Origin of the sequence: Rhizobium sp. CB3060, from assembly GCF_025200735.1 — a bacterium.
GTDB lineage: Bacteria > Pseudomonadota > Alphaproteobacteria > Rhizobiales > Rhizobiaceae > Rhizobium.
In genome coordinates this window covers 160,285-183,625 of the sequence record NZ_CP104160.1, presented here as the reverse complement: position 1 = coordinate 183,625, position 23,341 = coordinate 160,285, and the positions used below count along the sequence as shown (strand labels likewise).

The window sequence follows — 23,341 nt, the reverse complement described above, 5'->3', positions numbered from 1 at the left end:
CTGTTGATGATCCTCATCCCGCGTTTGACGAGCCAAGCGTTCTTGACGCAAGTCTGGGAAAGAAAAGCGAGCCCATCGGCTCAATCAAAAGGAGAGCCACACTCCGGGAGGGGTGTGGCTCGGAGGAACTACGAGCCAAAGCACGAAGGGACGTCCTCCAGTGCCGGAGGATAGCAGCTTGTTAGCTCGCGATCGTTGAGTGAAATCAAAATCCTGCTAACTTTTTCAGTTATATGCGCAACTTTTCTGGCTGCCCGAACGCAACCTCGCTGGGACCATGGCCGCGCGCCGCACCCGTCGGGCTCGGGTTTGTTTAAATGGACAAGATTGTGACCGACCGCTGACCGCGTCGTCCGGCCGGCCATGAGGATTGTGATGCACGTGAATGCGTGATTTTTCTTTTCTATGTTCCGCCGCCCAGGGAATGAACAAACACCGTCAATTCCTTCACCGTGGTTTCGCCTAGCCGGGCCGACCAGGCCGGCATAACGCCGTGCTTGGGCAGGGTCACTTGGCGGATGATCGCCTGCTCCCCTCGCCCCTTAAGCCAGATCGCATCGGCGAGATTTGGTGCGCCTATCTCCTGATTGCCCCTATCGTCTTCGCCATGACAGACGGCGCAATTGTCGAGGAAAACCTGCTTGCCGGCGCCGGCCGCTGCCCGATCGAAAACTGTGTCTGTTAAACCCCAAATGTAAGCGGCCACCTGGCGTATCTGCGTGCGTTCGAGGACATCACCGAAGGCGGGCATCTCAGAGACGTGCGTCTCGGGATCTGCCTCAAAGCGGATGCCGTGAGCGATGGTCTGTTGAATGGCGGGAAGACTGCCGCCCCACAGCCAGTCGTCGTCGTTCAGATTGGGAAACCCCGGAGCGCCGGTGGCACCGGACCCATGACACGGCGCGCAGTTGACCTTGAAGGCCGACGCGCCGCCGGCGATGGCAAACTCGCGCAGCGTCGGATCGGCATCAATTTCTTCGACGGATTTCGCGGCGATCATAACATCGAGGCGGGCCTGCTCAACCTTGGCGTTGTTCATTTCGCGCTGGAGTTCAGCCCGGCTCGAAAAGCCGAGCAGTCCTTTGGTGGTATCTCTGATCAGGGGTATGGAGGGATAGGCGATGGCATAGCCGACGGCCCAGAGGATCGTGGCATAGAAAGTCCACACCCACCATCGCGGCATGGGATTGTTGAGTTCACGGATGCCGTCCCATTCATGGCCCGTTGTTTCGACGCCGCTGAGTTCGTCTATATGTTTGTCCGACATCTCAATCATCCTTCAGAGGTATGTCAGCGGCTTCGTTGGCAATCTTTTGGCTACCTGGCCGGAGCGTGAAGGCGATAGCCCCTACGAAAAACAAGGCCATTGCGAGGAGCCCCCAACTGTCGGCGAAGTGACGCATTGCAGTATATGTTTCCATGGAGGCACCTCAGCGATAACCGGTGGCATCGTCATAGGTCGAGAAATCGACCAGTGTCCCGAGCATCTGCAGATACGCGACGAGCGCGTCCATCTCGGTCAGCCTGGTGGGGTCGCCGTCGAAATCGCCGACCTTCGCTTTCGGATATCGCGCCAGCAGATCGGTCGTATTTGCGTTCGGATCGGCCTGCGCCCGCATGTCGGCTTCCGCATTCGCCAGCATGTCTTTGCTATAGGGCACGCCGACATCTTCGTTAGCCTTGAGATCCATGCCAATATCCTTAACCGTGACGTCCTTCTCCTTGAGGAAGGCATAAGTGGGCATGATCGACTCCGGCACGACCTCGCGCGGGTTGGACAGATGCTGGACGTGCCATTCGTTGGAATAGCGACCGCCGACACGCGCCAGGTCCGGTCCCGTGCGCTTCGAGCCCCACTGGAACGGATGGTCATACATGGACTCTGCGGCGAGCGAATAATGGCCGTAACGCTCCACTTCGTCCCGGAACGGGCGGATCATCTGGCTATGGCAGAGGTAGCAGCCTTCGCGGATGTAGATATTGCGCCCTGCCAGCTCGAGAGGCGTGTACGGGCGCATGCCTTCCACCTTCTCGATCGTGTTCTGGAGATAGAACAGCGGCGCGATCTCGACGATGCCGCCAATGCTGACCACCAACAGCGACCCGACGAGCAGCAGGGTGGCATTTTTCTCGAGGATCTGGTGTTTGGCGAGTATTGACATGTTTATCTCACTCGGCGGCCTTGGCGATGAAAGCGCTCGGGATCGCGGCTTCGTCGCGCTGGCGCCCCCGGATGGTCATTGCGACGTTCCAGGCCATGATCACTCCCCCTGCCAGATAAAGAGCACCGCCGACGGCGCGCAGGAGGTAGTAGGGGAACATCGCAGCCACGGTCTCTGCGAAGGAATAGACGAGGAAGCCCTGACTATTGTATTCGCGCCACATCAGGCCTTGTTGGATGCCGGCGACCCACAGCACCGCCGCGTAGATAACGATGCCCAGCGTGGCGAGCCAGAAATGCCAGTTGACCATGCGGAGGCTGTAAAGCCGCTCACGTCCCCAGAGCTTTGGCGTCAGGTAGTAGATGGCGCCGAACGTGATCATGCCGACCCAGCCGAGCGCACCGGAATGAACATGACCGATGGTCCATTCGGTATAGTGACTGAGCGAGTTGACCGTCTTGACCGACATCATCGGGCCTTCGAAGGTCGACATGCCATAGAAGGCGATCGCGACGATCATCATGCGGATGATCGGGTCGGTGCGGATCTTGTCCCAAGCTCCCGAAAGCGTCATCAGGCCGTTGATCATGCCGCCCCAGGAAGGCATCCACAGCATCACCGAGAAGACCATGCCCAGCGTCTGCGCCCAGTCGGGCAGTGCCGTGTAATGCAGGTGATGTGGGCCAGCCCAAATGTACATGAAGATCAGGGCCCAGAAATGGATGATCGACAGGCGGTAGGAATAGACAGGGCGGTTCGCCTGCTTCGGCACGAAATAGTACATCATGCCAAGGAAGCCGGCGGTCAGGAAAAAGCCGACGGCGTTGTGGCCGTACCACCATTGTGTCAGGGCACCCTGCACGCCCGAAAATAGCGAATAGCTCTTCGAGCCGAGGAAAGACACCGGCACAGACAGATTGTTGACGACGTGCAGCATGGCGATGGTGACGATAAAGCTCAGATAGAACCAGTTCGCCACATAGATGTGCGGCTCCTTGCGCTTCAGGATCGTTCCCAGATAGGTGGCAAGATAGGCGACCCAGACAATGGTGAGCCAGATGTCGACATACCATTCGGGCTCGGCATATTCGCGGGCCTGTGTGATCCCGAGAACATAGCCGGTCGCGGCCATGACGATGAAGAGTTGATATCCCCAGAACACGAACCAACCGAGATTGCCGCCGAAGAGCCGGGCGCGGCAGGTGCGCTGGACGACGTAGAAGGAGGTCATTATCAACCCATTGCCGCCGAATGCGAAGATGACGGCAGAGGTATGAAGTGGGCGCAGGCGACCAAAGTTGAAATACGGCGCGATGTTCAGATCCGGATAGGCAAGTTGCAAGGCGATCACGACACCCATCAGGAAGCCAATCACCCCCCAAAAGACGGTCGCAATCAATCCATAGCGGATGACCTCGTCAAAATAGGCCCCGTTTTTGGGTTTGGCGCTCACTGTCGCGGGGGAAAAATCAATCCGCCGCAAAAGCAGTACGGTGCCCGCAAGCAGACAGAAGAACAATATCCCCATGTGGGCTGCAAAAAGCTGATCACGAGAGGCCCCCGCGCCGACCAGTGCCAAGAAAGCCCCGACCGCAACCAGCACGGTTTCAGCGGTGTAATTCATGTCATGGTTCCCGAAGCGCAGACGACCGCGCCACAGGCGGCCGTCTTTCTCACCAGTTGGGGAACTATTCGCACGTGAGGGGCACTCAGTCCTTGATCTCTCTCAACGATCGCTGCGATTTTTGTTTGATGACCCACCTGATTGCATCCCATTGCGCTTTGAATCACCCGAGGATGAGGCGCGTTGGGAGTGTTCTCATTGAGAACGTGAGCCGGAACGCGTGGTTGCCGCAGCGACCTCATCCGCGCGCGGATGGACACCAGCCACGCATGATTTCGCAGAATTTGATCTAAGATTGCTCGATCTCAAGGAATGTCGGCCGGTCCGCGCCTAAAACTTCGGGCCGGTTAATCGGGCTATCGCGAAGGAGATCAGAAATGCGTTTGAAAATCTATACGATCGTCGCAACGGCGGCGCTGGCCACATCAGCGACGCCACCCTTGGCCGCGGACTACCAGATTCGGATGGTGAACAAGGGCACGGACGGCGCAATGGTCTTCGAGCCAGGTTTCACGAAAATAGCACCAGGCGACACGGTCACGTTTATTCCGGTTGATAAGGGACACAATGTCGAAACGTTCAAGGGTTTGATCCCAAAAGGCGCACCGGAGTTCAAATCCAAAGCAAACGAAGAATATCGGGCAAAATTCGATATACCCGGCGCCTATGTGGTGAAATGCACGCCACATGCCGGCATGGGCATGGTGGCGCTCGTTCAAGTTGGCGACCACCCGACCAATCTCGATGCCATTAAGACTGCAACCGTTCCAAACCTCGTGCGCAAGCGCCTTGACGCTGACCTCGCGCAGATTGCCGAATAATGCCGGCCGCAGGAGAAAGGAGCATGCAATCATTTGCAAATTCCCTGCGGGAAGCAATCGGGCAAGGCGACCTTAAGGCGTATGTCTATAGCTATCCCCCAAAACGGACATATAAAGAGCTTGAAAACGTTAGTTTGAGCAATGTGTGGGATTCAAACGACCAGGCGCCGGTATCGTTATATATACATTTGCCATTTTGCCGATATAGGTGCACCTATTGTACGCTCTTTTTGACCACGCGGCACACGGAGGATCTTATTCGACGTTATGTCGAAAAGATCTGCTGGCAGATACGCCTTTATGCAACATTTGCGGGGCACAGACCTGTGGCATCGCTCTATATCGGCGGCGGAACCCCGACTCTCCTGCCCATGGATCAGCTTGCCCAAATTTTCTCCTCCATTCGAAATGGCTTCCCAAATATCGACCGTTCAACCGAGCTGTGCGTGGAAGGCTCTCCCGACACTCTGTCCGGGGAACTGCTAGATTTTTTGAAGAACCAGGGCGTGAACCGGATCAGCATGGGAATCCAAACGATGGATTCCGTCGAACTGAGAGCGTCCGGACGCCCATATCCGGTTTCTGTGTCGATTTCCGCCATCGAAGCAATTCGGACGCGTTTTGATAATTTCAACCTCGACTTGATCTACGGTCTCTTCCGTCAAACACAGGAAAGTTGGAAACGCTCGCTGGAGCGGGTTTTGTCCTTTCGGCCAACAACCGTTTCGCTCTACCCGGCGGTCACCCGGCCACTCACTGCTGTGCAAAAGCAGCAGCGATCGCAACCTGGGGAATATGTGGAAGACCATGTCAAATATGCGATCTACGACAGCAATGTCGATTTTATGCAGGATAATGCGTATCGGCAGGAATCCTTCACCCGTTTTACCTGTCTTCCCGAAGGCACCAGCGCCTACAGCCAGGAAACGTCTGACTTTCTCGGCATTCCGACGATAGGCATCGGAGCAGGCGCGCGAAGTTATAACGGGAAATACCACTACAGCCTCGACTATGCTGTCGCGCTGAAGAACGTCGGCAAAGTCATAGACGATTACGTAAACCTCGAACTCACTGGCCGGAATTTGCTGAAATATGGAGTGATATTAGACGAATCCGAAGAACGTTTGAGATATTTTCTACTCAATCTTACCCTCAACCAGCTTTCAGAATCGGATTATTCACGACGCTTCAAACGGGATCTCCGCGCCGATTTTTTGGAAGTGATAGATGCTCTGGAAGTCGAAGGGTGCATCGATTTGCGGTCCGATGGGGCCATACGCCTGACCCGGAAAGGTTACAAATACAGCAACCTGATAGCCCATCACCTCTTCTCGGACCACGTGAAGATCCGTGAAGAAAGGTACGTCCCGAAATGAATGACAGTGAGCGGTTTTGGGAACGAGGTTATTCGGATCCCAACGTCTGGACTATGGGCGGGCCAAGCATCGAAGTCTATGAGGTAGAACAGCAACTGCCAAGAAACGCAACGGTCGTCGACCTAGGGTGCGGCGAAGGCAGGAACGCTCTCTTTCTCGCATTCAGGGGGCACACGATAACAGCTTTGGAATCGTCATCGAGCGCGGTCAGAAAGCTGAGATCGGTTACCGCCAAGCATTCGCTGAATATCAATGTGATCGAAGGGAGAATTGAGGATTTCGTGCCTGATCAGAGGTACGACCTGGCTCTCGCGCACTCTTCGTTGCATTTTGTGAGCAAGGATGTGTGGGTTCCGTTGGTCAATGAGTTGAGACAACGGACCAACGAGGGCGGATTTCACAATTTTACAACAATCATCGGCACTTCCCGGTATCCCGTTCCGTACGAGTGCCGGCACTCCAATTCATTCGATCGGGGCGATCTTGAATCATTATATGCAGATTGGCAGGTACTACGCTCTGATTTCTATGCAAAATGGGATTCCCATCCCGGGATTGCGACGCATGTCCACGCAGTAGAAAAATTTGTGTCCAGAAAGGCAGTGCCCGACGGCCCTTTGCCATTCACCAAAGTCGACCTGTCGAACAGCGACGAGCTGCCTTGCGACTTGTTCGAAAAGATCCCGCTCGGGATGCATGTTGCGGACGTCAGCCTGTTATGCGTCCGACCGACGACGGTCAATCGGATCGAAATGCCCGGAGTGAACCTTACCTCGCCGACCGAACTGACACGCGGCTATGCTGTTGAAGAGTGGTTCTTTGGCAAGCATGCGCTTCAGTTCACGCAAGGCGTGCTGACGGCCAAGTACGAGTACTTTACGCAGCCGATCTCGTTGCAAACGGTCCCGAGGACGTCAAACGGGTTTGAGGCAGGAGCGCATCTCGGCTCGCAAAACACAAAATGAAACCAGGGCATACGAGGACTGCTGAGAGCATGGGGCAGAGCTGGTGGAAAAGAGTCCGCGCAAGAAGCCGCCAATCCAGCACGGTTGGCGGCATGGATAGTCGAATTCTCGTACTCACTATTGCTGTGTTTATCACGGGATTGGCCGAGAACGTTTTCATCGGGGTGCTGCCGGATATGGCCGGCAGCCTTGGAGTAAGCGAGTCCGAAGCAAGTAGCGTCATTTCAGTTTTCTCGATCACCTATGCCTTCTTCGCGCCGATCGCTGCACTGATTTCCTATCGTTTCGATCCAAAACCGACGCTCGTCGCAGCGATATCGATCTTTGCAGGAAGCAATGTGGCGGTCGTGATCGGTGGATCGGGGCTGCTCGTGATAAGCGCCTCGAGGATCATCACGGCAATGGCTTGCGCGCAGATATCGGTGTGCGCCGTCGGTTCTGCAGTTCAGATCGTCTCGGAAAGATACCGAGCTCGTGCCATAGCCGCCGTGTACCTTGGAATAAGCGGCTCACTTTTTTTGGGGGTGCCTCTGGGCGTTTGGATTACACATCTGATTGGTTGGCGCGCCGTAGGCCTTGCGATGATCGGGCTATCTGTCGTCACTATATGGCTTGTAATCGTCCGACTACCGAATGTCGGGTCGAGGAGCAAGCGCTCGCTTTTTGGCAAATTGTATCTAGCTCATTTCCGAGATCGCAATCAGATGATGGCGCAGTGTGTTTCCATTTTGTTCATTGCAGGTCATTTCACCCTCTTCAGTTATTTGACCTCTTACGCCGCAAGCAAGGGGTTCTTCGGGCCACATTGGGAGGCCTTTCTTTACGCGGTTTTCGGGTCGTCGGGCATGGCGGGCGGCATGCTTGCCGGTATTCTCTCTGACGTCGCAGGTCGTCGGCTCGCGCTGGTCGCCAGCCCTGCAATCTATCTCGTCACAACGTTGCTGTTATGCATGTCAGAAAGCAGCATCTTTTTTTTCGCGAGCCTGTCAATGTGGGGATGCGCGAGCTGGTCGATCTCGCCGATCGTCCAAAGCTATATTGCGGATCTCGGCCGAAGCCCGAGCGACATTATCATCGGTGCGAATGTCACCGCAATGCACATAGGCGTTGCCGGCGGCGCCGTAGTCGGCGGCAAGCTTATTGCAAATTATGACGTGTCGGTGCTGCCGATCGGGGCAGCCGGCCTGGCTGCGATAGCTTTGGCCACGGCCATCTTGTCGGTCAGAAGCTCGCATTGATGGTGCGGTGTGGCAGGTGATCGCGTCCACCTCCTCGATGTGGTCCTTACGAGCGTTCGTGGAGCCATTGCGCCGATCTCAGCACTGCGCCTCCATCGAGCAGGACGGAAAACTTCGTAGTTGCTTAAAATTCCGCATCGCAGCATCCCGTTGAGGACCAACTACCAACTTTAATCGATGCCTGCTCCGGCAATTGCGGTCTCGCGGACGTCCACCGGGCTTTTCCGGGCAGATATGGCGACAAGCCGTGATCAAGGACTGAGCACACTCATATTATTACAATATAGAATGGCGCGATCGACGCCTTGGCATCCTCTTTGCTTATCACACTTCCATCTCGCAGTTGCGAAATGATTTCCGCCGAGGCAGGCGCGCGCCCTGCTTCCATCCACCCCCACAATGAGGACTTGCTATGGGTGATCTACTAAAAGGAATCTCGAATTTCCGCGGTGCCGTGTTCCCGAACTACCAGGCACTTTACCGCAAGCTTGCGCAAGAGGGACAGCAGCCGCACGCCTTGATGATTTCGTGCGCCGACAGTCGAGTCCTGCCAGAAACCATCACGCAGTCAGGACCAGGCGAGCTGTTCGTATGCCGCAATGCCGGAAATATCGTTCCACCATTTTCCACCGCAAACGGTGGCGTTTCGTCCGCAATAGAATATGCCGTCGTAGCTCTCGCGGTTCGAGACATCATCGTTTGTGGCCATTCCGATTGTGGCGCGATGAAAGGCCTCTGCCGTCCCGAATTGCTAAAATCCATGCCGAACGTCGCCGCTTGGCTGAAGCATGGTTGCGCTGCGCATTCGATCGTTTGCCAAGCCTATCCGGCCGACCTTTCCGAACGTCAGAAGGTCCGCGCTATCGCCATGGAGAACGTCATTGTTCAGCTTGACCACCTGCGCACACATCCGTCCGTCGCAGCCAAACTTGCGACCAATGACATAACGCTGCACGGGTGGTTTTTCGATATCGAAACCGGCGAGGTGGAGGTTTACGACGGGTCGGCCGCTCGCTTCACAAAGATACGCGAGGACGGGCCGTTGCCGGTTGCCGTTACCGGTCGTGATCGGCCGCAAGTCGCAGCCGCAGTTGCAGCGGAGTAGGGCCATGACCAATAACAACTTCGCTTTTTCGCGCGATTTCTCCTCGTCGCTTGTCGTCTTTTTCGTTGCTATCCCGCTTTGCCTTGGAATTGCAGTTGCCTCGGGCGTGCCTGTTGCCATGGGCCTTATATCAGGCATCGTCGGCGGGATTGTGGTGGGCTTGCTGGCGGGTTCGCCCCTGCAAGTGTCAGGCCCTGCCGCTGGTCTGGCGGTCGTTGTCTTCGGCTTTGTCGAACAATATGGAGTGGCCATGCTCGGGCCGGTCCTGATCGTTGCCGGGCTTTTGCAGATCCTTGCCGCGTTCCTGAAGATCGGTTCATGGTTTCGGGCAATCTCGCCCGCTGTCGTTCACGGTATGCTGGCCGGTATCGGCATTCTGATCATCCTCGGACAAATACACGTTCTGATGGGGGCTAAACCGGCTGCGGGTGGCATTGAAAACGTCGTGGCGATGGAGCGAACATTCGGACATCTTTGGGGGGCCGGTTTGACGAGCGAATCCGTCGACCTGCTTGTAGGGCTGATTTCCTTGCTCGCGATGATCGGCTGGGAAAAATTCAGGCCGAACCGGCTGAGGCTGGTCCCGGGTGCGCTGGTAGGCGTTGCCACCGGAACCACATTAACGGCTGCAATGCGGCTACCGATTGCCAGGGTCGAGGTTCCTGCATCTCTAGCAAACAGCATTTCATTGCCGACAGTGGAAAGTTTCGCGAATATGGCTCAGCCTGGAATCGTCATCACAACGCTCGTAATTGCGGTCATCGCCAGTGCGGAATCATTGCTGTCGTCTGCGGCTGTCGACCGGATGCATGACGGCGCCAGCACACGCTTCAACAAGGAGCTTTTCGCACAAGGTATTGGCAATGGGTTCTGCGGACTGCTCGGTGGTCTACCGATCACTGGTGTTATCGTACGCTCCTCGGCAAATATCCAAGCCGGGGCGCAGACACGGGCATCGGCCGTCCTGCATGGCGTCTGGATTCTTGGGCTTACGGTATTGCTGCCGCAATTGCTTTCCACGGTGCCGCTGACGGCGCTCGCCGCAATACTGCTCGTGACGGGTTGGCGGCTGATCAGCCTTCATCACGTGCGCGATCTCTTCGATCATCATGGTTGGGTGCCCGTGGGCATCTGGGTTGCGACCGTTGCCATGGTCGTCTTGCAGGACTTGCTCGTAGGCGTGGCTCTAGGTTTGACGCTCTCGATTTTCGAGGTCCTTCCTTATCTACGGCGCAAGCTTGCTATCGATCGAATGGAAGATGCTGAGACGGTTCATCTGACGCTTGGAGGCGTTGCGACTTGCAGGGATGTTCCCGCGCTCCTTAATACTTTGGAATCGCTTCCAGCTGGTTGCACGGTCCGGATCGCCAGCAGCGATTTGCACTATGTCGACCATACCTGCGCAGAGACCTTACGCGATTGGCTTAAGCGGCAGAAGAAAGTGGGGCGCACGGTTGATATTCAGCATCCACCCGCCGGCCGTCATCCGCGGTTGGTGCCGATCTTCAAGCGATTGACCGCCGAGACCGCGGAACCCGCAGGATAAGTCGCAGGGGACTGCCGAGCAGCAGATGGGCGAAGACATTCTCGGCCATCCGGATCTTATGCCTTTGATCAACCGCCTCGCAAATTATGATTTAAAGAAGCTTGCCTGTTTCTCCTGAGATTTTTTGGTGCGTCCGCGCTGCCCGGCTTAAAAGGAGCGACCGTCGCATCTGGATTTGAAAACGCGCGCTGCGCTTCGTATTGCTTAGGCCGGCTTGTCGTCCGTTTGCAGAGCGACGCTTCCTGCGTTTCTGAGCGCGATAGCGAAGGAAGAGCTTCGCTGCTTGATTGGCGGCCGGCCGTGTCGGGTTTCTGACAATCCGTGGTTCTTCCTACAAACTCGCATTCGAACCGGAAACGCTTTGTCGGATCCATCTGCCACTTTCTTGAGTTACAGGGATCAAGCAGGTCTTCGGAAAAGGCGACCAGGCAGAGAAGCTGAGCGCCAGCGGGGCGCACCGGCGCCTTGCTGCATCTTATCCGGCGGAAAATCTCGTCATATTCGATCGAGACCATTTCCACCCTCGACGGATAATCGTGAGCGTCGTGCCTTTTTGACTACTACATAGGCGATTGCGAGCAATACGAACCACAGCGGCGTAACCTTCAAGGCGACAGCCGTGTCCGGCTTCTGCGCCAAAGCCCACAGGATGAAGATGAAGAAGCCGAAGACCATTGCGACAGCCGCACGTCCGCCGGGCAGTTTAAAGCTGGATTTTTCGTGCAAGTCAGGCCGCTTGCGACGATATTGCAGGTAAGATGCAAGGATGATCGACCAAATAAAGATGATAAGCACTGCAGATACCGTCGTGACGATCGTGAAAGCCTCGATGACGTTATCCCCGGAATATAGCAGTCCGATTCCGGCCAGCAGAAAGACGCACGAGAAGAACAATGCATTTACCGGCACTTTCCTTCGGTTCAACTTGCCGAATAGGCTCGGGGCCAGCCGGAGGGTCGCAAGTCCGTAGACCATGCGCGATGTTGAATATATGCCTGAGTTGGCACTTGATGTCGCCGAGGTCAATACGACGAAATTCACCACATGGGCGGCAATACCAAGTCCAGCAAGCGAAAACATAGCGACAAACGGGCTCGAATTCGGATCGACTTCATTCCATGGGATGACCGTAAGGATGACGAACAGGGCACCGAGATAGAAGAGTGCCACGCGCACCGGAATCGAGTTGATTGCCTTTGGCAGGTTGCGGGCCGAGTCTTTGGTCTCTGCCGCGGTCATTCCAACGAGTTCGACACCTGCAAAGGCAAACACAGCAATTTGGAAACCGGCAACGAAACCGTGGAAACCATTCGGAAAGAAGCCGCCATGCAGCCACAGATGCGAGACCGATGCCGTGCTTCCATTGGGCAGTGTGAAGCCTTTGGAAAGCATGTAAACACCGGCAAGGATGAGTGACACGATAGTGACAATCTTGATGAGCGCAAACCAGAATTCGATTTCACCGAAATTGCGCACCGTCGGCAGGTTGAGGGCGAGAAGCGTGAATATCAGACCAAGCGCTGGTACCCAGAGCGCAATGTCTGGGAGCCAATATGACACGTAGCTGGAAACGGCGACAACGTCGGCCACCCCGGTCACAATCCAGGAAAGCCAGTAGGTCCAGCCGGTGAAAAACTGCGCCCAGGGCCCGAGATAATCCCCGGCGAAATCCGCAAACGAACGATATTCCAAATTGGATAGCAGGATTTCTCCGAGCGCACGCATGACAAAGAAAAGCATGAAGCCAATGATCGCGTAGACGAGCAAGATCGAAGGCCCGGCGAGCGAAATGGTCTTTCCGGATCCCATGAAAAGACCGGTGCCAATTGCGCCTCCGATGGCTATAAGCTGGAGATGCCGGTTGGAAAGGTGACGTGCAAGATGATCATCCTCTTTTCGATGCGAATCTACGGAGTTCCGTGGTGCTATATTCATTGAGTACCTCTCGTCGTTTATGATCGACGGCTGATGATCGGCCAAAGCTCACGGGCGCCAGCAGACAACATCATCCAAGTCAGATAGCCACTGGCACAGCTCGCGCCAGACGACTAAAATCCGACATTCAGCACGGCATCATTGACAGGCAAGGCGAGGAAAACGCCTGGTCTATACCCGCTTGAATGCCACAACGGCATTCGTGCCGCCCATGGCGAAGGCGTTGCTCAGTGCTACGTGCAATTTCCGCTCGCGCGGCACATTGGGAGTAAAATCGAGATCGCAAGCAGGATCCGGCTCGCGGTAGTTGGCGGTCGGCGGCACGACGCCTTCGCGCAGAGCCATCACACAGGCGATCATCTCGAGCGCGCTCGACGCACCGAGGCAATGCGCGTGCACGGATTTGGTTGAGGAGACGGACATCGAGTTGGCATGATGTCGGAAGACACGTTTGATCGCTGCTGTTTCGATCTGATCGTTGGCTCTGGTACCAGTGCCATGCGCATTTAGATAATCCACGTCCTCAGCATTCAGCTCAGCATCAGAAAGGCAGGCGCGCATCGCGGCCACCGGCCCTTCGACGGCAGGTGCAACGATGTCGAATGCGTCGGCGGAAAGACCAGCGCCGGCGATTTCGGCAAGTATCGTCGCACCCCGCCGTGCCGCATGCTGATAGCTTTCCAATACCGCCATTGCCGCGCCCTCGCCTAATACCACGCCTTTTCTGTCGGCGGAGAAGGGTCGGCAGGTATCGGGCGCGAGTATGCGCAGCGCTTCCCAAGACTTCAGCACGCCCCACACAAGCGGGGCTTCGCTGCCGCCGGCCAGCATCACGTCGGCGCGGCCGAGCCTGATCTGATCCACTGCCGAGGCGATGGCATGATTGGCCGAGGCACAGGCGGATGTGACGCCGAAAACCGGACCGCGCAAGCCAAGGCTCATGCTGACCTGAGCGGCGGCAGCACTCGGCATAACCTTGGGTGCAGTAAGGATGGCAGCCCGCCGAGCGCCATCTAAAAGAAGAGCGCGATAGTTTCCTTCGATCGCTTCCCAGCCGCACACGCCAACACCCACCATCGCACCGATGCGATAGGTGTTTCCTTCGTCAATGGAGAGTTCGGCATGTCTTGCAGCTTCGCGTGCGGCAATCACGGCAAGCAAGCTGAAGCGGTCCATTGAATTGGTTTGCTTGGAATTTAGGCCATGCTCCGGTAGCGCCTTGATCTCGGCGCCGATCATGCCCTTCAACTCGTGAAGGTCTGAATTGGCGATTGGGCCGATAGCGGAACGTCCTTCGCGCATTGCTTCCCAGATGGAGGTGTGGTTGGTTCCCAGTCCGCATAGGCCGCCCATTCCAGTGATAACGACGCGCCTGTCCATTCAAGCCTCCCTTACTCTCAAAGCGCGGACGGCTTCAATGAGATCACCGACAGTTTTAAGATTTGCCCAGGCGTCTGCGGTGTTAAACTCGATGCCGATGTCATAGGCTTGCTCCAGATCCCAGAGGATATCCGCCAGTCCTATCGAATCGATACCGAGCGAGGTCAGCTCGGTCTCAGTCGTTATTTCGGCGTCGCTCAAGGAGGGATCTCTGTCGGTGCCATACGCAGCAGCGTTTTTCTTGATCATGGCGATGACGTTATCTGCGATTTGATCTGCCATATTGTCTCCTCTCGATTTTTCCTACGACGCACAGGTGGCACCAGGAACGTGTCCCCTCCCTCGAAATGGAAGGATTTGATTGGCCCAAAATGCTCTAGCGAGCGGCCCTGATCAGCCTCTCAGCAAGATTTGTCTGGCGAGCAATGATCTCAGATCCTTCATAGGAAAGGTGACCGCCATCTCGGTAAAGGAATTTGCCGTCGATCTCGGTTTTGCATTTTGTGCCGTCGCAGAGAAAGTCGTGGTAGGAAACGACTTCTACGTCGGCCTTTAGCGCTGCTTCGTTTAACAGCTCCAGGGTGCGGGCGCGTCTGCGACGATATTCACTCACATCTATTTTGCAGTCGCTGTAGCGCCCAAGCATAATGCTCCCCCTCGCCTTGCGCTCCAGGCAATCGCCGATGTCGAAGTTTCCGACTGGCGGAGGAGCAACCACAACGACGCGCTTGCCCGTTGCCCGAACGGCTTCGACGAGAGCCTTGATCCCTTCAACGGCTGCATAGAGCGAGAGTTCGCCCTCAGTGAAAGTCTCACCATTTCTCTTGAGCAGGATAAATTCACCCGATACAGGCGTGTCGAAAGGGCTTGAAATAACAACTGTGCTTATCTCCGGTCGGTTTTTCAAAATGGCCAAAACGCGGTCGTTAAAGGCAATGCAATCCTGGGCAAAGGCAAGGGAAAAGGGTGACGCTAATTCCCTCGAGACAGCAGCAACGCCAATGACGGGGAGACACCCGCTCATCGTGAGCTGGGCAAGGCCGCCTTCGCCAACTGTTTTGGCCAGGCCCGGAACAAGTGCCATTGCAAAAGAATCGCCCCAGACCAATAGCTCGGGCCTGCTTGCCGTCTGGCAGCTCTTGGGGATTTCCTGGGGAGGCGATCCCAGGCTGAAATCACATGCTCTTCCCAGGCCGTAGTTGATCCGCCGGATGGTGGCGAAATCAGATTTGCTCTCGGTCGCGGCAATGGCAAGGGAGGGCGAGGAGGCGAGCAGAACCGATGTTGCAGCCAATCCCGAGACCAGCCGGACGCGCGACATGGCGTATCCGCGTCGGAATGGCTCCTCCACGAACCTGTAAAGCGCCCAGCTCCCAACCATTGAAAAAGCAACGGCCGCATAGATCGCAAGCGCTGGAGGTTCCGCCAACCACACAGCTCTCACATAGACGAGCACGGGCCAATGGATGAGATAAAGCGAGTAAGAGAGGTCACCGATCCTCCTCATGCCACGCACGACCGCGTTGTCCCAGTTAGGCGCGCGTAGGAGAGCGAGAGTGGCCAAGCAAACCAAAGCGCCATTGACGACGGGATGAGCAAAACCCATCGGGGCAAGGAGGAGAAGCGCGAGTGCTGGGAAACGTAACTTCGCAAGCGCGGCAGACACCAAGGGCCTGATGGGAAGCAAAGCCCCGAGTGAACCCATGGCCATTTCCCAAGATCGGGTCGGCAGAAGATAAAAGACAGCCGAGGGGTTCCAGGTGACCAGACAAACACACAGGGTCAGGCTGGCGACAAGGAGCATGGCAATTCCAACGAGCCACCATCTCCTGGGAACCGAAACCAAGAAGAGAGGCAGCAGCAGGTAATATTGTTCTTCGATCGAGAGCGACCAAAAATGCAGGAGGGGCATCCGTTCGGCGACAGGGCCGAAATAGTCCGCCTGCAACCAAAGAACGATGTTGGCGGAAAATGTGAGGGCCCCTATCACCTGATTGCGGAACTCCCGCAGCCCCACGTCCGACAGAAAAAGAGGCGCAGCGATCGTCGTAAGCGCAATAACGACGTAGGCGGCCGGCAACAGACGCTTCGCACGTCTATAGTAGAATTCCAAGAAGCTGAACCGCGACTGCTCCAGTTGCCTACTGATCAGATCGGTGATCAGAAAGCCCGAAATTACGAAAAAAACATCAACGCCAAGATAACCAGCTGCGAACGGCCCAATATGGGCATGATAGAGAACAACCAGCAAAACAGCGAGCCCTCGTAGGGCTTGGATATCGGCTCGAAATTCTCGTGGCATCGGTAGGACCTGATGTAATTCTCAATTGATGGGATTGACCGATGACTTGGCCGAAAGGTGACTGTTTAGTAGGCTGCCCAAGCAAGCCAGCGCTGGATCGGTTCTGACTTCATGAGCGCGCTGCGGCCCTAGGTGCACTCGACATATACGGCGCATTGGCAGGCCAGGCGCGTCATAGCTCCGGTCCATTGCGATCGATCATCGAGCCAGCAGGCCAATCGGACATTGATCGTCCAATCGGCAGAACGACGACAAGTGCGTCATCGATGCGTGTGGGCGGCTTATCGAGACGCGGCTCTTGTAGGGTGGACCGCACGCGAACGTCCGAAAAAACCGTCACAGGACCGTAACGGCCGAACCTCTCGATATGCCTTTGCAACTCTGGCCGAACCGTGCCGAAAGCAAACGGAACGGCGAGATCCTGGAGGGTTGGAAGCATGGCTCGGATTGAATGGCTCATTCCAAGTCTTTCGCGATCGGTGCGTATCCCGTACAATCCCAACTCAGCTACCGGCAGGTCAATTCCATCAACTTTAATGAAGCGACGTAGCAGTCCCAGATGAGCGGCGATCCCGTGAGCGTCATAACCGATGAGGCGAAGCTCGGGTCTTGCTCCGGCCCAGCTTTGACTGCCCTCGAATGGTTTTGCATTAAAGGCCCCGGTTGGCCCGTAGGTCGTTCGAAAGAAGTTGGCGAGTTCCACATGATCGGCGAGTTCCAGCTCGCTTTCCCAGCATAGTCTCCACCGCATTTGAGAGCACATGCAAAAATCTCCTCTTCCGAGTGTTTTTTAAAAGCAGCTATGCGATGAAAGTCACCGGGTTGAGGACGCCTAAAAGGCATTCGTCTGCCGCCGACTGTAGCCCTCATGCCTATAGGATCGATCGTGGCGCTGGGTTCCTGACTGTGGGGCTTTGCAACCAAATACCTGTCCATTCGCGAACCGCTTGCGACAGCCATCAATGTACTTGATAGCGATCAAGCGATGTTCCTTTAATGGATCATAGCGCACAATTCGTAAAATCGATTATTTGGATGCGGTGCATCCAAGCGATGAATGGGTTGCATCCCATAAGCGCGACTCTTAAACTCTTGTTGAACTCAATGCGCCAGCGACTGGAAGTCGCTTGCATTGTGAACATGAGAAAAATCGCTCGCACTTAATTCGAATCATCATAGTGCTGGATGGCGATTGGTCAGCAGTGCTGGCCATTTCGGGAATGGACGCGTAAAGCGCTCTTGCATAAATGGACGGGACGAAGAATGGAAGAAAGCATCAGGATCGACAACCGGGGTGACTTTGGCATCTGGGCTATTGAGGTTGCCAAGCAGATTGTCGGTGAACAGGGTTTTGATCTGGCCAAGGCCGCGCGTGATGGAACCGAAGATGCAGTCCGCGAAACAGGTAATGCTCTTGGACAGGCTATCACCAACGCGCTCATGCAAGTCTATGACGGCCTCCTTGAAGGCGCGCCAGACTAGGCCCTCGCAACATCAGCAATTCGCTCCGGAATGCCTCGCGCGGGCATAGCCTGCCGTTACGAATCATCTTCAGCAACGCTGATTGAGAACGTCGTCGGCTTGGTTTTCTTGTCCCCGGACGAGCTTCACTCGGCAGTGTAAGACGGCCTGGCAATGCGATCGCAAATCGAAAGCGGAAGGCTAGCGGCGCACGCTATGATCCACTCCGGTGTTCGCCGGCTGCGGCGTGATTGATTACCATCGACATCGATGGGTCGGCCAGGGGAATCGTCCCCGGGATCCCTGTTCATCATTACGCTCGATCGACCAGGTTGCCCTGTCATTACCACGTGGCAAGCAATGACAGGGCGGGTGCGCTGACGCGGATGGCATTGATGCGCCAGCGACAGGGCGCCCGGTCTATATCAGACAATCGGCGCGGGAGGAATCCCATTGGCAAAAAATGAAGATGGTCATAGCGGAACCTTGCAATGGTCCGAATGACACGGGAGAGCGAGGCAGTTGGGGAAACTGACGGACGCAGCCCGACCAGCCGCCCACGCGCATCTAATCATTTATCGCGCGAGAGATCATCTCTGTGAGATTGAGTTGCCCACTAAAGTTTTCTGTTGCCGGCGCGAGCGCGGCTGCATACCCCTGATGCGCTTTCTCGTATGAGAAGGGCTTTCACCGTAATTTGCCTTGTACATCGCCGAGAACCGCCCGAAGTGAAGAAATCCCCATTTCACGCAAATTTCTCTCGTTGTGTGCCCATTCTCAGGATCAAGTAAATCCACCCGCGCCGCCCGCAGGCGAAGCATCGCCAAATAAGCGGCCGGCGTGGTCTCCCGGAAGGCACGGAACCCGAGTTGCAATGCGCGTGTCGAGACGCCAGCGGCTTTGGCGACCATCGGAATTCTGATCGGCTGGCCGATATTGGCTTCCATATATTCAATCGCGCGCCGGACATGTCTCGGGGCAATCATGTAGGGCTTCCTGTCGAGCAGGTGCGAAAGCTTGTGAGGGACAAAGCGTATTATCAGGTCGGCCAAAGCTTGCGTGATATGCGCCATTGCAATTGGGGATCGAACCGAGGGATCGCGCAACCCACGAATGACGGTCTCAGCGAGAGAGCCGATCATCTGACCCGTCGACGTCGACATTTCCAATTCCGGAAGAAGGCCTAATGATCCACTGAATGGCGTCTCGAAGGTTTGATCGAGCGTCTGCAGAATAACATTCCAGTCGAGCAAAAGTTCGTCAATGATGTTCGATCGGCCGAACATCGTGACGCTCTCTGGCTCAAGATTGTTGTATAAGAGCAACTTACCATGTCGAGCGGTGGCTTCGCGCGGGCCGTAGGTCACTCCCATGCCGCCGCTACGCGGTAGCACAATCGACAAATGCTCCACTGCGTTGATGGTAGGCTCAATCTGAAACTCGAACTCGTGTTGATGAAAACCCTTGATCACGGTGGCACAGTCGCAGGTGGAAAAATCAAGACTCCATTGGAAGTCATCGACGGGGCTGACAAGCTCGGCTTTATACTCGCCAAAGGCGGTACCGAGTGTTTCGATCATGCCATCAAATGACGATCCATCACGCCTAAATGTCAAATGTGGGTTACTGCTTTGCGACATCCGATACGCCTGTTCGTGATTACAATTTGGATACTGCATTCTTCGAGCGCTAATTTCCGGTTAGTCACCGCGGAAATGAACCCCGGCTCATACGCCCGTGAGGCCTTAGGGAAGTCCGTCCGCGGTTCGTCGTCATAAAAGACCGATCCGCTCGGCAATCTTGTGGAGGCTCAACTTCATTTCCGTCTCCTAAGTGTCACCTTCGCGACACATGGAAGGGCTTGCTATGCGGTACGCCTCCTGCAGAATTATCTCACGCATCCAGGTGCTCGCCGGATCGTTTTCATGGGAGGCTGGCCACTGGATGCCCTCGGTGAACGCTGGAAGAGGTATTGGACTTTCCACAATCCGCAAGGGCATAGATGGTGCGAGATGCTTCACCAGTCGCAGAGGCATAATCGCGAGTCTGTCGGTGCCCAACAGCGCTGCCGGCACCATCCCAAAGCTCTGAACGGCGACTTCGATACGCCTTTTGACACCTCTTTCCGATAGATAAAAATCCTCAAGCGATTGCTGTTGGCCAACCCCAGACTTAGCCGTGACGTGGCCCATCGACATATAGTCTCTGACTGTAAGATGCCGAGATAGCTTCGTATTCGTCGTACAGCCAACAGACACGAACTTTTCGTCGAACAGCTTCGCTCTCGGATGTGCGCTTGACATGAACAATTCCGGAAGAATCAGAAAATCTGCTTTGCCCCGCCGCAGAAGCTGGTCCGGGTTATCTGGGAGCGGAATCAACTCGAAACTGACTGCGGGAGCTTCCCGTGCCAGCCGCTTTATGATTTTCCGGAAGAACACGGTCGTCATGAAATCACAAAGCGCAATCGTGAAGTGTCGCTCCGGTTCGTCCAGTGCGAAGCTGCCGGCAGAAATAACGTTGAGTTGAATGTGCTGGAGTGTCTCTCGAACCGCGGAGGCGAGGCTTTCCGCACGTGGCGTCAGAATAAGTTTTCGGTTCTGCATCGTAAACAGGTCATCGCCGAAATAGTCGCGCAGCCGGCGGACGGCGGCACTCATCGCAGGCTGACTGAGATTGATGCTGCACGCCGCTGCTGAAACGTTACGCTCAGTCGTCAAAGCGTCCAATGCGACGAGAAGATTAAGGTCAAGACCCTTGAAACGCATACCGATTTAGCCTCAGAATTATCGTGAGGGTTGAAAAGAACAGTAGTGCTCCGATGTTTGCGCGGCAGATCTGACGTCGTGAAGTTGCAAAGCAAGATCAACCAGCATCGCAAAGACCATTGGATGCGTAATCCGGATATCTTGGGATCGAATCGACTAGTTTTGATTGTAGGCAACCTGACATTTTGGACATTATGACCTGCCGCCTGCCGTTGCGCGCTTCACAGTCTTCAGGCGTTGATTTTGGTTCCATCCGGCCGTTGCCCTTAGGCACATTGATGATGTCGCAAATGGTTTCAACATCCAACTGGACGCGTGTCAGATGCTCGACAGTGACGGTACCGAACTCACACATCGTTAATCCCGAAAGGCGAACTTGCCTAGAACGCGGCTTTGAACGAGCTAGTGGAAAGGTATGTCGACACCGTGCTTCAAAAGGGATACAGGCGCGCCGTGCCTCATAACATGCGACGTGTCTTGCCCGGTCAGCTTCAGCGTTCGTACCGGCAAAATCGCGCAGCAACAGGACGCGCTCGGGCGGCCGGTCGCTAAATTGTCAGTTCATTAAAAACTGAATTGACTTGCTCCTCCCTTCGGGCCGTCGCGATTTTGCAAAGTTCATTTGCACTCCGCGACCATGTGGTAAGAACCCGCGGCCTTCAGAACTCGCTTTCAGGAATTCGACATATCGCAATGCCTGCCGCAAAAACCCAATTGAGGGGCTGCGAGGGGCGAACTCCCGGACAAGCCAAAACGGTGCACCTGAAAGGGGCAAGGATTCGTGGCAAATCATGCAATCAGACGAATGTGAAATCCCACCCTGTCAGATGCATATTGGCAAGATCAGCCACAGTCTGCACACCAGGCAAATGAACCAATGGATCCACGCTATTTTCCGAGGTGACATAGGCGAGATTTGCAGTGTGCATCTTATTGTCGTGGTAGACAAGGATGTCGCCGGCAGCCTCGCCTGAAATCGCGCGTGCGGCGGCAGTGCCATCGGCGAAACTCCGGTCAGTGATCACCACGACGTGCTCGCCGTTCGCACCCGAGGCCTTGCCGCTATAGAAGGTGTCCACCGGAAAGCCCGACTGAACGCTCGCGTGATTGACGAAATTCGCGCCGAAGCCGTCGTTGTAAAGGTCCATCGCGTCGAAGGCGAAAGTATCCTGCGCCGGATCGAAATCGAGGATGGTGGAGATGTCCGGGTCTAGTCCCTGTTTCGGGAACACCCCTGGCATCGGATTGTGGTCCCCGGGCTGAGGATTGTGGAACTGGAAGACGAACGTGTCGCGCCCCTCGCCCCCTTTTAGCCGATCCCTGCCATCACCGACGAAGAGAACATCATCGCCTTTTCCGCCGGAGAGATAGTCGTTGTCCTCACCGAAAATCGGGGGTTTATCACGGCCGTTGTCGCCGGAGAGATAGTCGTTGCCGTCTTCGCCGTGGACCTGATCATTGCCCGCGCCCCCTAAGATCCGGTCGTTACCCTCGCCGCCGAAGGCTCGGTCATTGCCTGATCGAGAGTCGATCCAGTCGTTGCCCCCGTGATCAATGATCACATCGTCTCCATTGCTGCCAAAGAGGCTATCGGCGTTCTCGCTACCTCGGAAAAATTTTTCCATCGCAAATACTCCTTGTGATGCGGCGCAATAAAACGCCAGGTGGCGCCTACCTATTTCTATTCGGACATTGGGCATAATTGATTGTTTCGATGGGTTGCATCCATGTCACCGATGGATTGCTGTGCACTTCGTTCTCGAACGTTAATTCCGCATTTGCCGCGCTTTGTGTTGAAAGAGCTCATTGCTCAAAAGTAGCCCTGAATTCAGCTTGCTGAGATCCGCCGCGGCAGGGCCTTTGCTGGATCGGCAATTCTGACGAGGGACGCGGTGTTTAAAATGCAAATTGATGGCGTGGATGCGTGTTATCCAAACAATCGATTTTACGAATTGACGGCCATGCTGCATCAGGCGGGCTATCGAGTGACGAAAATAAGGGGCGTCGACCGCACACGCGGATGCTGAAAGCAATCAAAAGCAGTCAAGAGAAGCCCTACCGAGAACCTGCTCGTGCAACTAAAAACCGGAGATGAAGCATGCGTCTTACACTTGCCGCCGCGGCAGTACTTTCCACTTTATCTTTGCAGCAAGCCGTCGCTGGGACTGTAAACTGCGCACCGATCACCGAGCAGCAGGTAGCTGAATTGTTCGACCGCTGGAATGCGTCCCTCAGAACGCTCGATTCCGAAAAAGTTGCCGCGAACTATGCGGAAAATGCGATCCTGCTACCGACGCTGTCGAACACACCGCGCCTGACGCACGAGCAGCGAGCCGCTTATTTCGACCACTTTCTCAAAAAGCGGCCGAAAGGATCGATCGATCTGCGCGTGATTAGGATCGGATGTAACATGGCAACGGACAGCGGCATTTATACCTTTTCATTCGCCGACGGCACCAAAATTCCCGCGCGTTACACCTACACCTATGAGTTCATGGACGGAAAATGGATGATTACAGCCCATCACTCCTCAGCAATGCCTGAGACCTAGGGTTGGCGACAGCTACGCGTGCTGGCGAAATGCCAGCACCCCGCTTGCGATGAACTCCAGCTCATCATTCTAAGCCAGAACTTTTATCAAGCATCACTTGCCTTGCT

The 23,341-nt window shown here is 55.5% G+C and carries 21 protein-coding genes; 8 read left to right on the top strand and 13 right to left on the bottom strand.

Going from position 1 to position 23,341, the window contains the following annotated elements; all coding sequences use genetic code 11:
* Positions 1–403: 403 nt before the first annotated feature.
* From ccoP to ccoN, 4 genes are read right to left on the bottom strand one after another with little or no spacing between them, the layout of a single operon-like run.
* Positions 404–1,267 carry a cytochrome-c oxidase, cbb3-type subunit III gene (gene ccoP / locus N2601_RS30415; RefSeq protein WP_260305717.1) on the bottom strand — a complete coding sequence of 288 codons (864 nt, stop codon included), beginning with the start codon at positions 1,265–1,267 and terminating at the stop codon, positions 404–406.
* Between the two features lies 1 nt (position 1,268).
* Complete coding sequence (locus tag N2601_RS30410) at positions 1,269–1,421, bottom strand: cbb3-type cytochrome c oxidase subunit 3 (RefSeq protein ID WP_104825658.1); 153 nt, start codon at positions 1,419–1,421, stop codon at positions 1,269–1,271.
* Between the two features lie 9 nt (positions 1,422–1,430).
* Positions 1,431–2,162 (bottom strand): cytochrome-c oxidase, cbb3-type subunit II, encoded by a 732-nt coding sequence (ccoO, locus tag N2601_RS30405; protein ID WP_260305715.1) that lies wholly within the window; start codon positions 2,160–2,162, stop codon positions 1,431–1,433.
* A 7-nt stretch (positions 2,163–2,169) separates the two neighbouring features.
* Positions 2,170–3,786 (bottom strand): cytochrome-c oxidase, cbb3-type subunit I, encoded by a 1,617-nt coding sequence (gene ccoN / locus N2601_RS30400; RefSeq protein WP_260305713.1) that lies wholly within the window; start codon positions 3,784–3,786, stop codon positions 2,170–2,172.
* 377 nt (positions 3,787–4,163) lie between these two features.
* Here ccoN and N2601_RS30395 point away from each other — a divergent pair, with 377 nt between their 5' ends.
* The 6 genes from N2601_RS30395 (at position 4,164) to N2601_RS30370 (ending at position 10,837) form a co-directional block, all read left to right on the top strand.
* Positions 4,164–4,607 (top strand): pseudoazurin, encoded by a 444-nt coding sequence (locus N2601_RS30395; protein ID WP_260305712.1) that lies wholly within the window; start codon positions 4,164–4,166, stop codon positions 4,605–4,607.
* Positions 4,608–4,630: 23 nt separating this feature from the next.
* A complete protein-coding gene (locus N2601_RS30390; protein ID WP_260305711.1) occupies positions 4,631–5,983 on the top strand; it encodes an STM4012 family radical SAM protein in 1,353 nt (450 codons plus the stop codon).
* Positions 5,980–6,948, top strand: a complete 969-nt coding sequence (locus N2601_RS30385; RefSeq protein WP_260305710.1) for a class I SAM-dependent methyltransferase — start codon at positions 5,980–5,982, stop codon at positions 6,946–6,948. The genes N2601_RS30390 and N2601_RS30385 overlap by 4 nt, the downstream gene beginning before the upstream one ends.
* Before the next feature lie 92 nt (positions 6,949–7,040).
* Entirely contained in the window at positions 7,041–8,186 is a 1,146-nt protein-coding gene (locus tag N2601_RS30380; protein ID WP_260305709.1) for an MFS transporter, read from the top strand.
* Between the two features lie 412 nt (positions 8,187–8,598).
* Positions 8,599–9,291 (top strand): carbonic anhydrase, encoded by a 693-nt coding sequence (locus tag N2601_RS30375; protein WP_260305708.1) that lies wholly within the window; start codon positions 8,599–8,601, stop codon positions 9,289–9,291.
* Positions 9,292–9,295: 4 nt separating this feature from the next.
* On the top strand, positions 9,296–10,837 hold the full coding sequence (locus N2601_RS30370; RefSeq protein ID WP_260305707.1) for a SulP family inorganic anion transporter: 1,542 nt from the start codon (positions 9,296–9,298) through the stop codon (positions 10,835–10,837).
* Between the two features lie 68 nt (positions 10,838–10,905).
* Here the strand turns inward: N2601_RS30370 and N2601_RS30365 are convergent, their stop codons facing one another.
* The 6 genes from N2601_RS30365 to N2601_RS30340 all read right to left on the bottom strand — a co-directional run bounded on the left by N2601_RS30365 (position 10,906) and on the right by N2601_RS30340 (position 17,217).
* Positions 10,906–11,352, bottom strand: a complete 447-nt coding sequence (locus N2601_RS30365) for a hypothetical protein (RefSeq protein ID WP_260305706.1) — start codon at positions 11,350–11,352, stop codon at positions 10,906–10,908.
* Entirely contained in the window at positions 11,333–12,772 is a 1,440-nt protein-coding gene (locus tag N2601_RS30360; protein WP_260305810.1) for an amino acid permease, read from the bottom strand. The genes N2601_RS30365 and N2601_RS30360 overlap by 20 nt, the downstream gene beginning before the upstream one ends.
* A gap of 171 nt (positions 12,773–12,943) precedes the next feature.
* Positions 12,944–14,152: a beta-ketoacyl-[acyl-carrier-protein] synthase family protein gene (locus tag N2601_RS30355; protein ID WP_260305705.1), complete on the bottom strand. Its 1,209-nt coding sequence runs from the start codon at positions 14,150–14,152 to the stop codon at positions 12,944–12,946.
* On the bottom strand, positions 14,153–14,434 hold the full coding sequence (locus N2601_RS30350; RefSeq protein WP_260305703.1) for an acyl carrier protein: 282 nt from the start codon (positions 14,432–14,434) through the stop codon (positions 14,153–14,155).
* A gap of 94 nt (positions 14,435–14,528) precedes the next feature.
* A complete protein-coding gene (locus tag N2601_RS30345; protein ID WP_445945068.1) occupies positions 14,529–16,403 on the bottom strand; it encodes an acyltransferase family protein in 1,875 nt (624 codons plus the stop codon).
* Positions 16,404–16,626: 223 nt separating this feature from the next.
* Positions 16,627–17,217 carry a NodA family N-acyltransferase gene (locus N2601_RS30340; RefSeq protein WP_260305701.1) on the bottom strand — a complete coding sequence of 197 codons (591 nt, stop codon included), beginning with the start codon at positions 17,215–17,217 and terminating at the stop codon, positions 16,627–16,629.
* A 500-nt stretch (positions 17,218–17,717) separates the two neighbouring features.
* On the opposite strand from N2601_RS30340, the gene N2601_RS30335 reads away from it, so the two are divergent.
* Positions 17,718–17,936: a hypothetical protein gene (locus N2601_RS30335; RefSeq protein ID WP_260305700.1), complete on the top strand. Its 219-nt coding sequence runs from the start codon at positions 17,718–17,720 to the stop codon at positions 17,934–17,936.
* A gap of 569 nt (positions 17,937–18,505) precedes the next feature.
* Here the strand turns inward: N2601_RS30335 and N2601_RS30330 are convergent.
* The 3 genes from N2601_RS30330 to N2601_RS30320 form a co-directional block, all read right to left on the bottom strand.
* Entirely contained in the window at positions 18,506–19,555 is a 1,050-nt protein-coding gene (locus N2601_RS30330; protein WP_260305699.1) for an AraC family transcriptional regulator, read from the bottom strand.
* Between the two features lie 189 nt (positions 19,556–19,744).
* Positions 19,745–20,683: a LysR family transcriptional regulator gene (locus tag N2601_RS30325; protein ID WP_260305698.1), complete on the bottom strand. Its 939-nt coding sequence runs from the start codon at positions 20,681–20,683 to the stop codon at positions 19,745–19,747.
* A gap of 797 nt (positions 20,684–21,480) precedes the next feature.
* Positions 21,481–22,383, bottom strand: a complete 903-nt coding sequence (locus N2601_RS30320; protein WP_311319473.1) for a calcium-binding protein — start codon at positions 22,381–22,383, stop codon at positions 21,481–21,483.
* 398 nt (positions 22,384–22,781) lie between these two features.
* Here N2601_RS30320 and N2601_RS30315 point away from each other — a divergent pair, with 398 nt between their 5' ends.
* Positions 22,782–23,234 (top strand): SgcJ/EcaC family oxidoreductase, encoded by a 453-nt coding sequence (locus N2601_RS30315; protein WP_260305697.1) that lies wholly within the window; start codon positions 22,782–22,784, stop codon positions 23,232–23,234.
* Positions 23,235–23,341 lie beyond the last annotated feature (107 nt).

Excerpts from the sequence above, each read along its gene's own strand:
- N2601_RS30330 (WP_260305699.1), bottom strand. The coding sequence starts at position 19,555 with ATGTCGCAAAGCAGTAACCCACATTTGACATTTAGGCGTGATGGATCG.
- ccoP (WP_260305717.1), bottom strand. The coding sequence starts at position 1,267 with ATGTCGGACAAACATATAGACGAACTCAGCGGCGTCGAAACAACGGGC.
- N2601_RS30335 (WP_260305700.1), top strand. The coding sequence starts at position 17,718 with ATGGAAGAAAGCATCAGGATCGACAACCGGGGTGACTTTGGCATCTGG.
- N2601_RS30370 (WP_260305707.1), top strand. The coding sequence starts at position 9,296 with ATGACCAATAACAACTTCGCTTTTTCGCGCGATTTCTCCTCGTCGCTT.
- N2601_RS30390 (WP_260305711.1), top strand. The coding sequence starts at position 4,631 with ATGCAATCATTTGCAAATTCCCTGCGGGAAGCAATCGGGCAAGGCGAC.
- N2601_RS30375 (WP_260305708.1), top strand. The coding sequence starts at position 8,599 with ATGGGTGATCTACTAAAAGGAATCTCGAATTTCCGCGGTGCCGTGTTC.
- N2601_RS30365 (WP_260305706.1), bottom strand. The coding sequence starts at position 11,352 with ATGGTCTCGATCGAATATGACGAGATTTTCCGCCGGATAAGATGCAGC.
- ccoN (WP_260305713.1), bottom strand. The coding sequence starts at position 3,786 with ATGAATTACACCGCTGAAACCGTGCTGGTTGCGGTCGGGGCTTTCTTG.
- N2601_RS30395 (WP_260305712.1), top strand. The coding sequence starts at position 4,164 with ATGCGTTTGAAAATCTATACGATCGTCGCAACGGCGGCGCTGGCCACA.
- N2601_RS30340 (WP_260305701.1), bottom strand. The coding sequence starts at position 17,217 with ATGTGCTCTCAAATGCGGTGGAGACTATGCTGGGAAAGCGAGCTGGAA.
- N2601_RS30410 (WP_104825658.1), bottom strand. The coding sequence starts at position 1,421 with ATGGAAACATATACTGCAATGCGTCACTTCGCCGACAGTTGGGGGCTC.
- N2601_RS30360 (WP_260305810.1), bottom strand. The coding sequence starts at position 12,772 with ATGAATATAGCACCACGGAACTCCGTAGATTCGCATCGAAAAGAGGAT.
- N2601_RS30350 (WP_260305703.1), bottom strand. The coding sequence starts at position 14,434 with ATGGCAGATCAAATCGCAGATAACGTCATCGCCATGATCAAGAAAAAC.
- N2601_RS30385 (WP_260305710.1), top strand. The coding sequence starts at position 5,980 with ATGAATGACAGTGAGCGGTTTTGGGAACGAGGTTATTCGGATCCCAAC.
- N2601_RS30325 (WP_260305698.1), bottom strand. The coding sequence starts at position 20,683 with ATGCGTTTCAAGGGTCTTGACCTTAATCTTCTCGTCGCATTGGACGCT.
- N2601_RS30380 (WP_260305709.1), top strand. The coding sequence starts at position 7,041 with ATGGATAGTCGAATTCTCGTACTCACTATTGCTGTGTTTATCACGGGA.
- N2601_RS30320 (WP_311319473.1), bottom strand. The coding sequence starts at position 22,383 with ATGCCCAATGTCCGAATAGAAATAGGTAGGCGCCACCTGGCGTTTTAT.
- N2601_RS30315 (WP_260305697.1), top strand. The coding sequence starts at position 22,782 with ATGCGTCTTACACTTGCCGCCGCGGCAGTACTTTCCACTTTATCTTTG.
- N2601_RS30355 (WP_260305705.1), bottom strand. The coding sequence starts at position 14,152 with ATGGACAGGCGCGTCGTTATCACTGGAATGGGCGGCCTATGCGGACTG.
- ccoO (WP_260305715.1), bottom strand. The coding sequence starts at position 2,162 with ATGTCAATACTCGCCAAACACCAGATCCTCGAGAAAAATGCCACCCTG.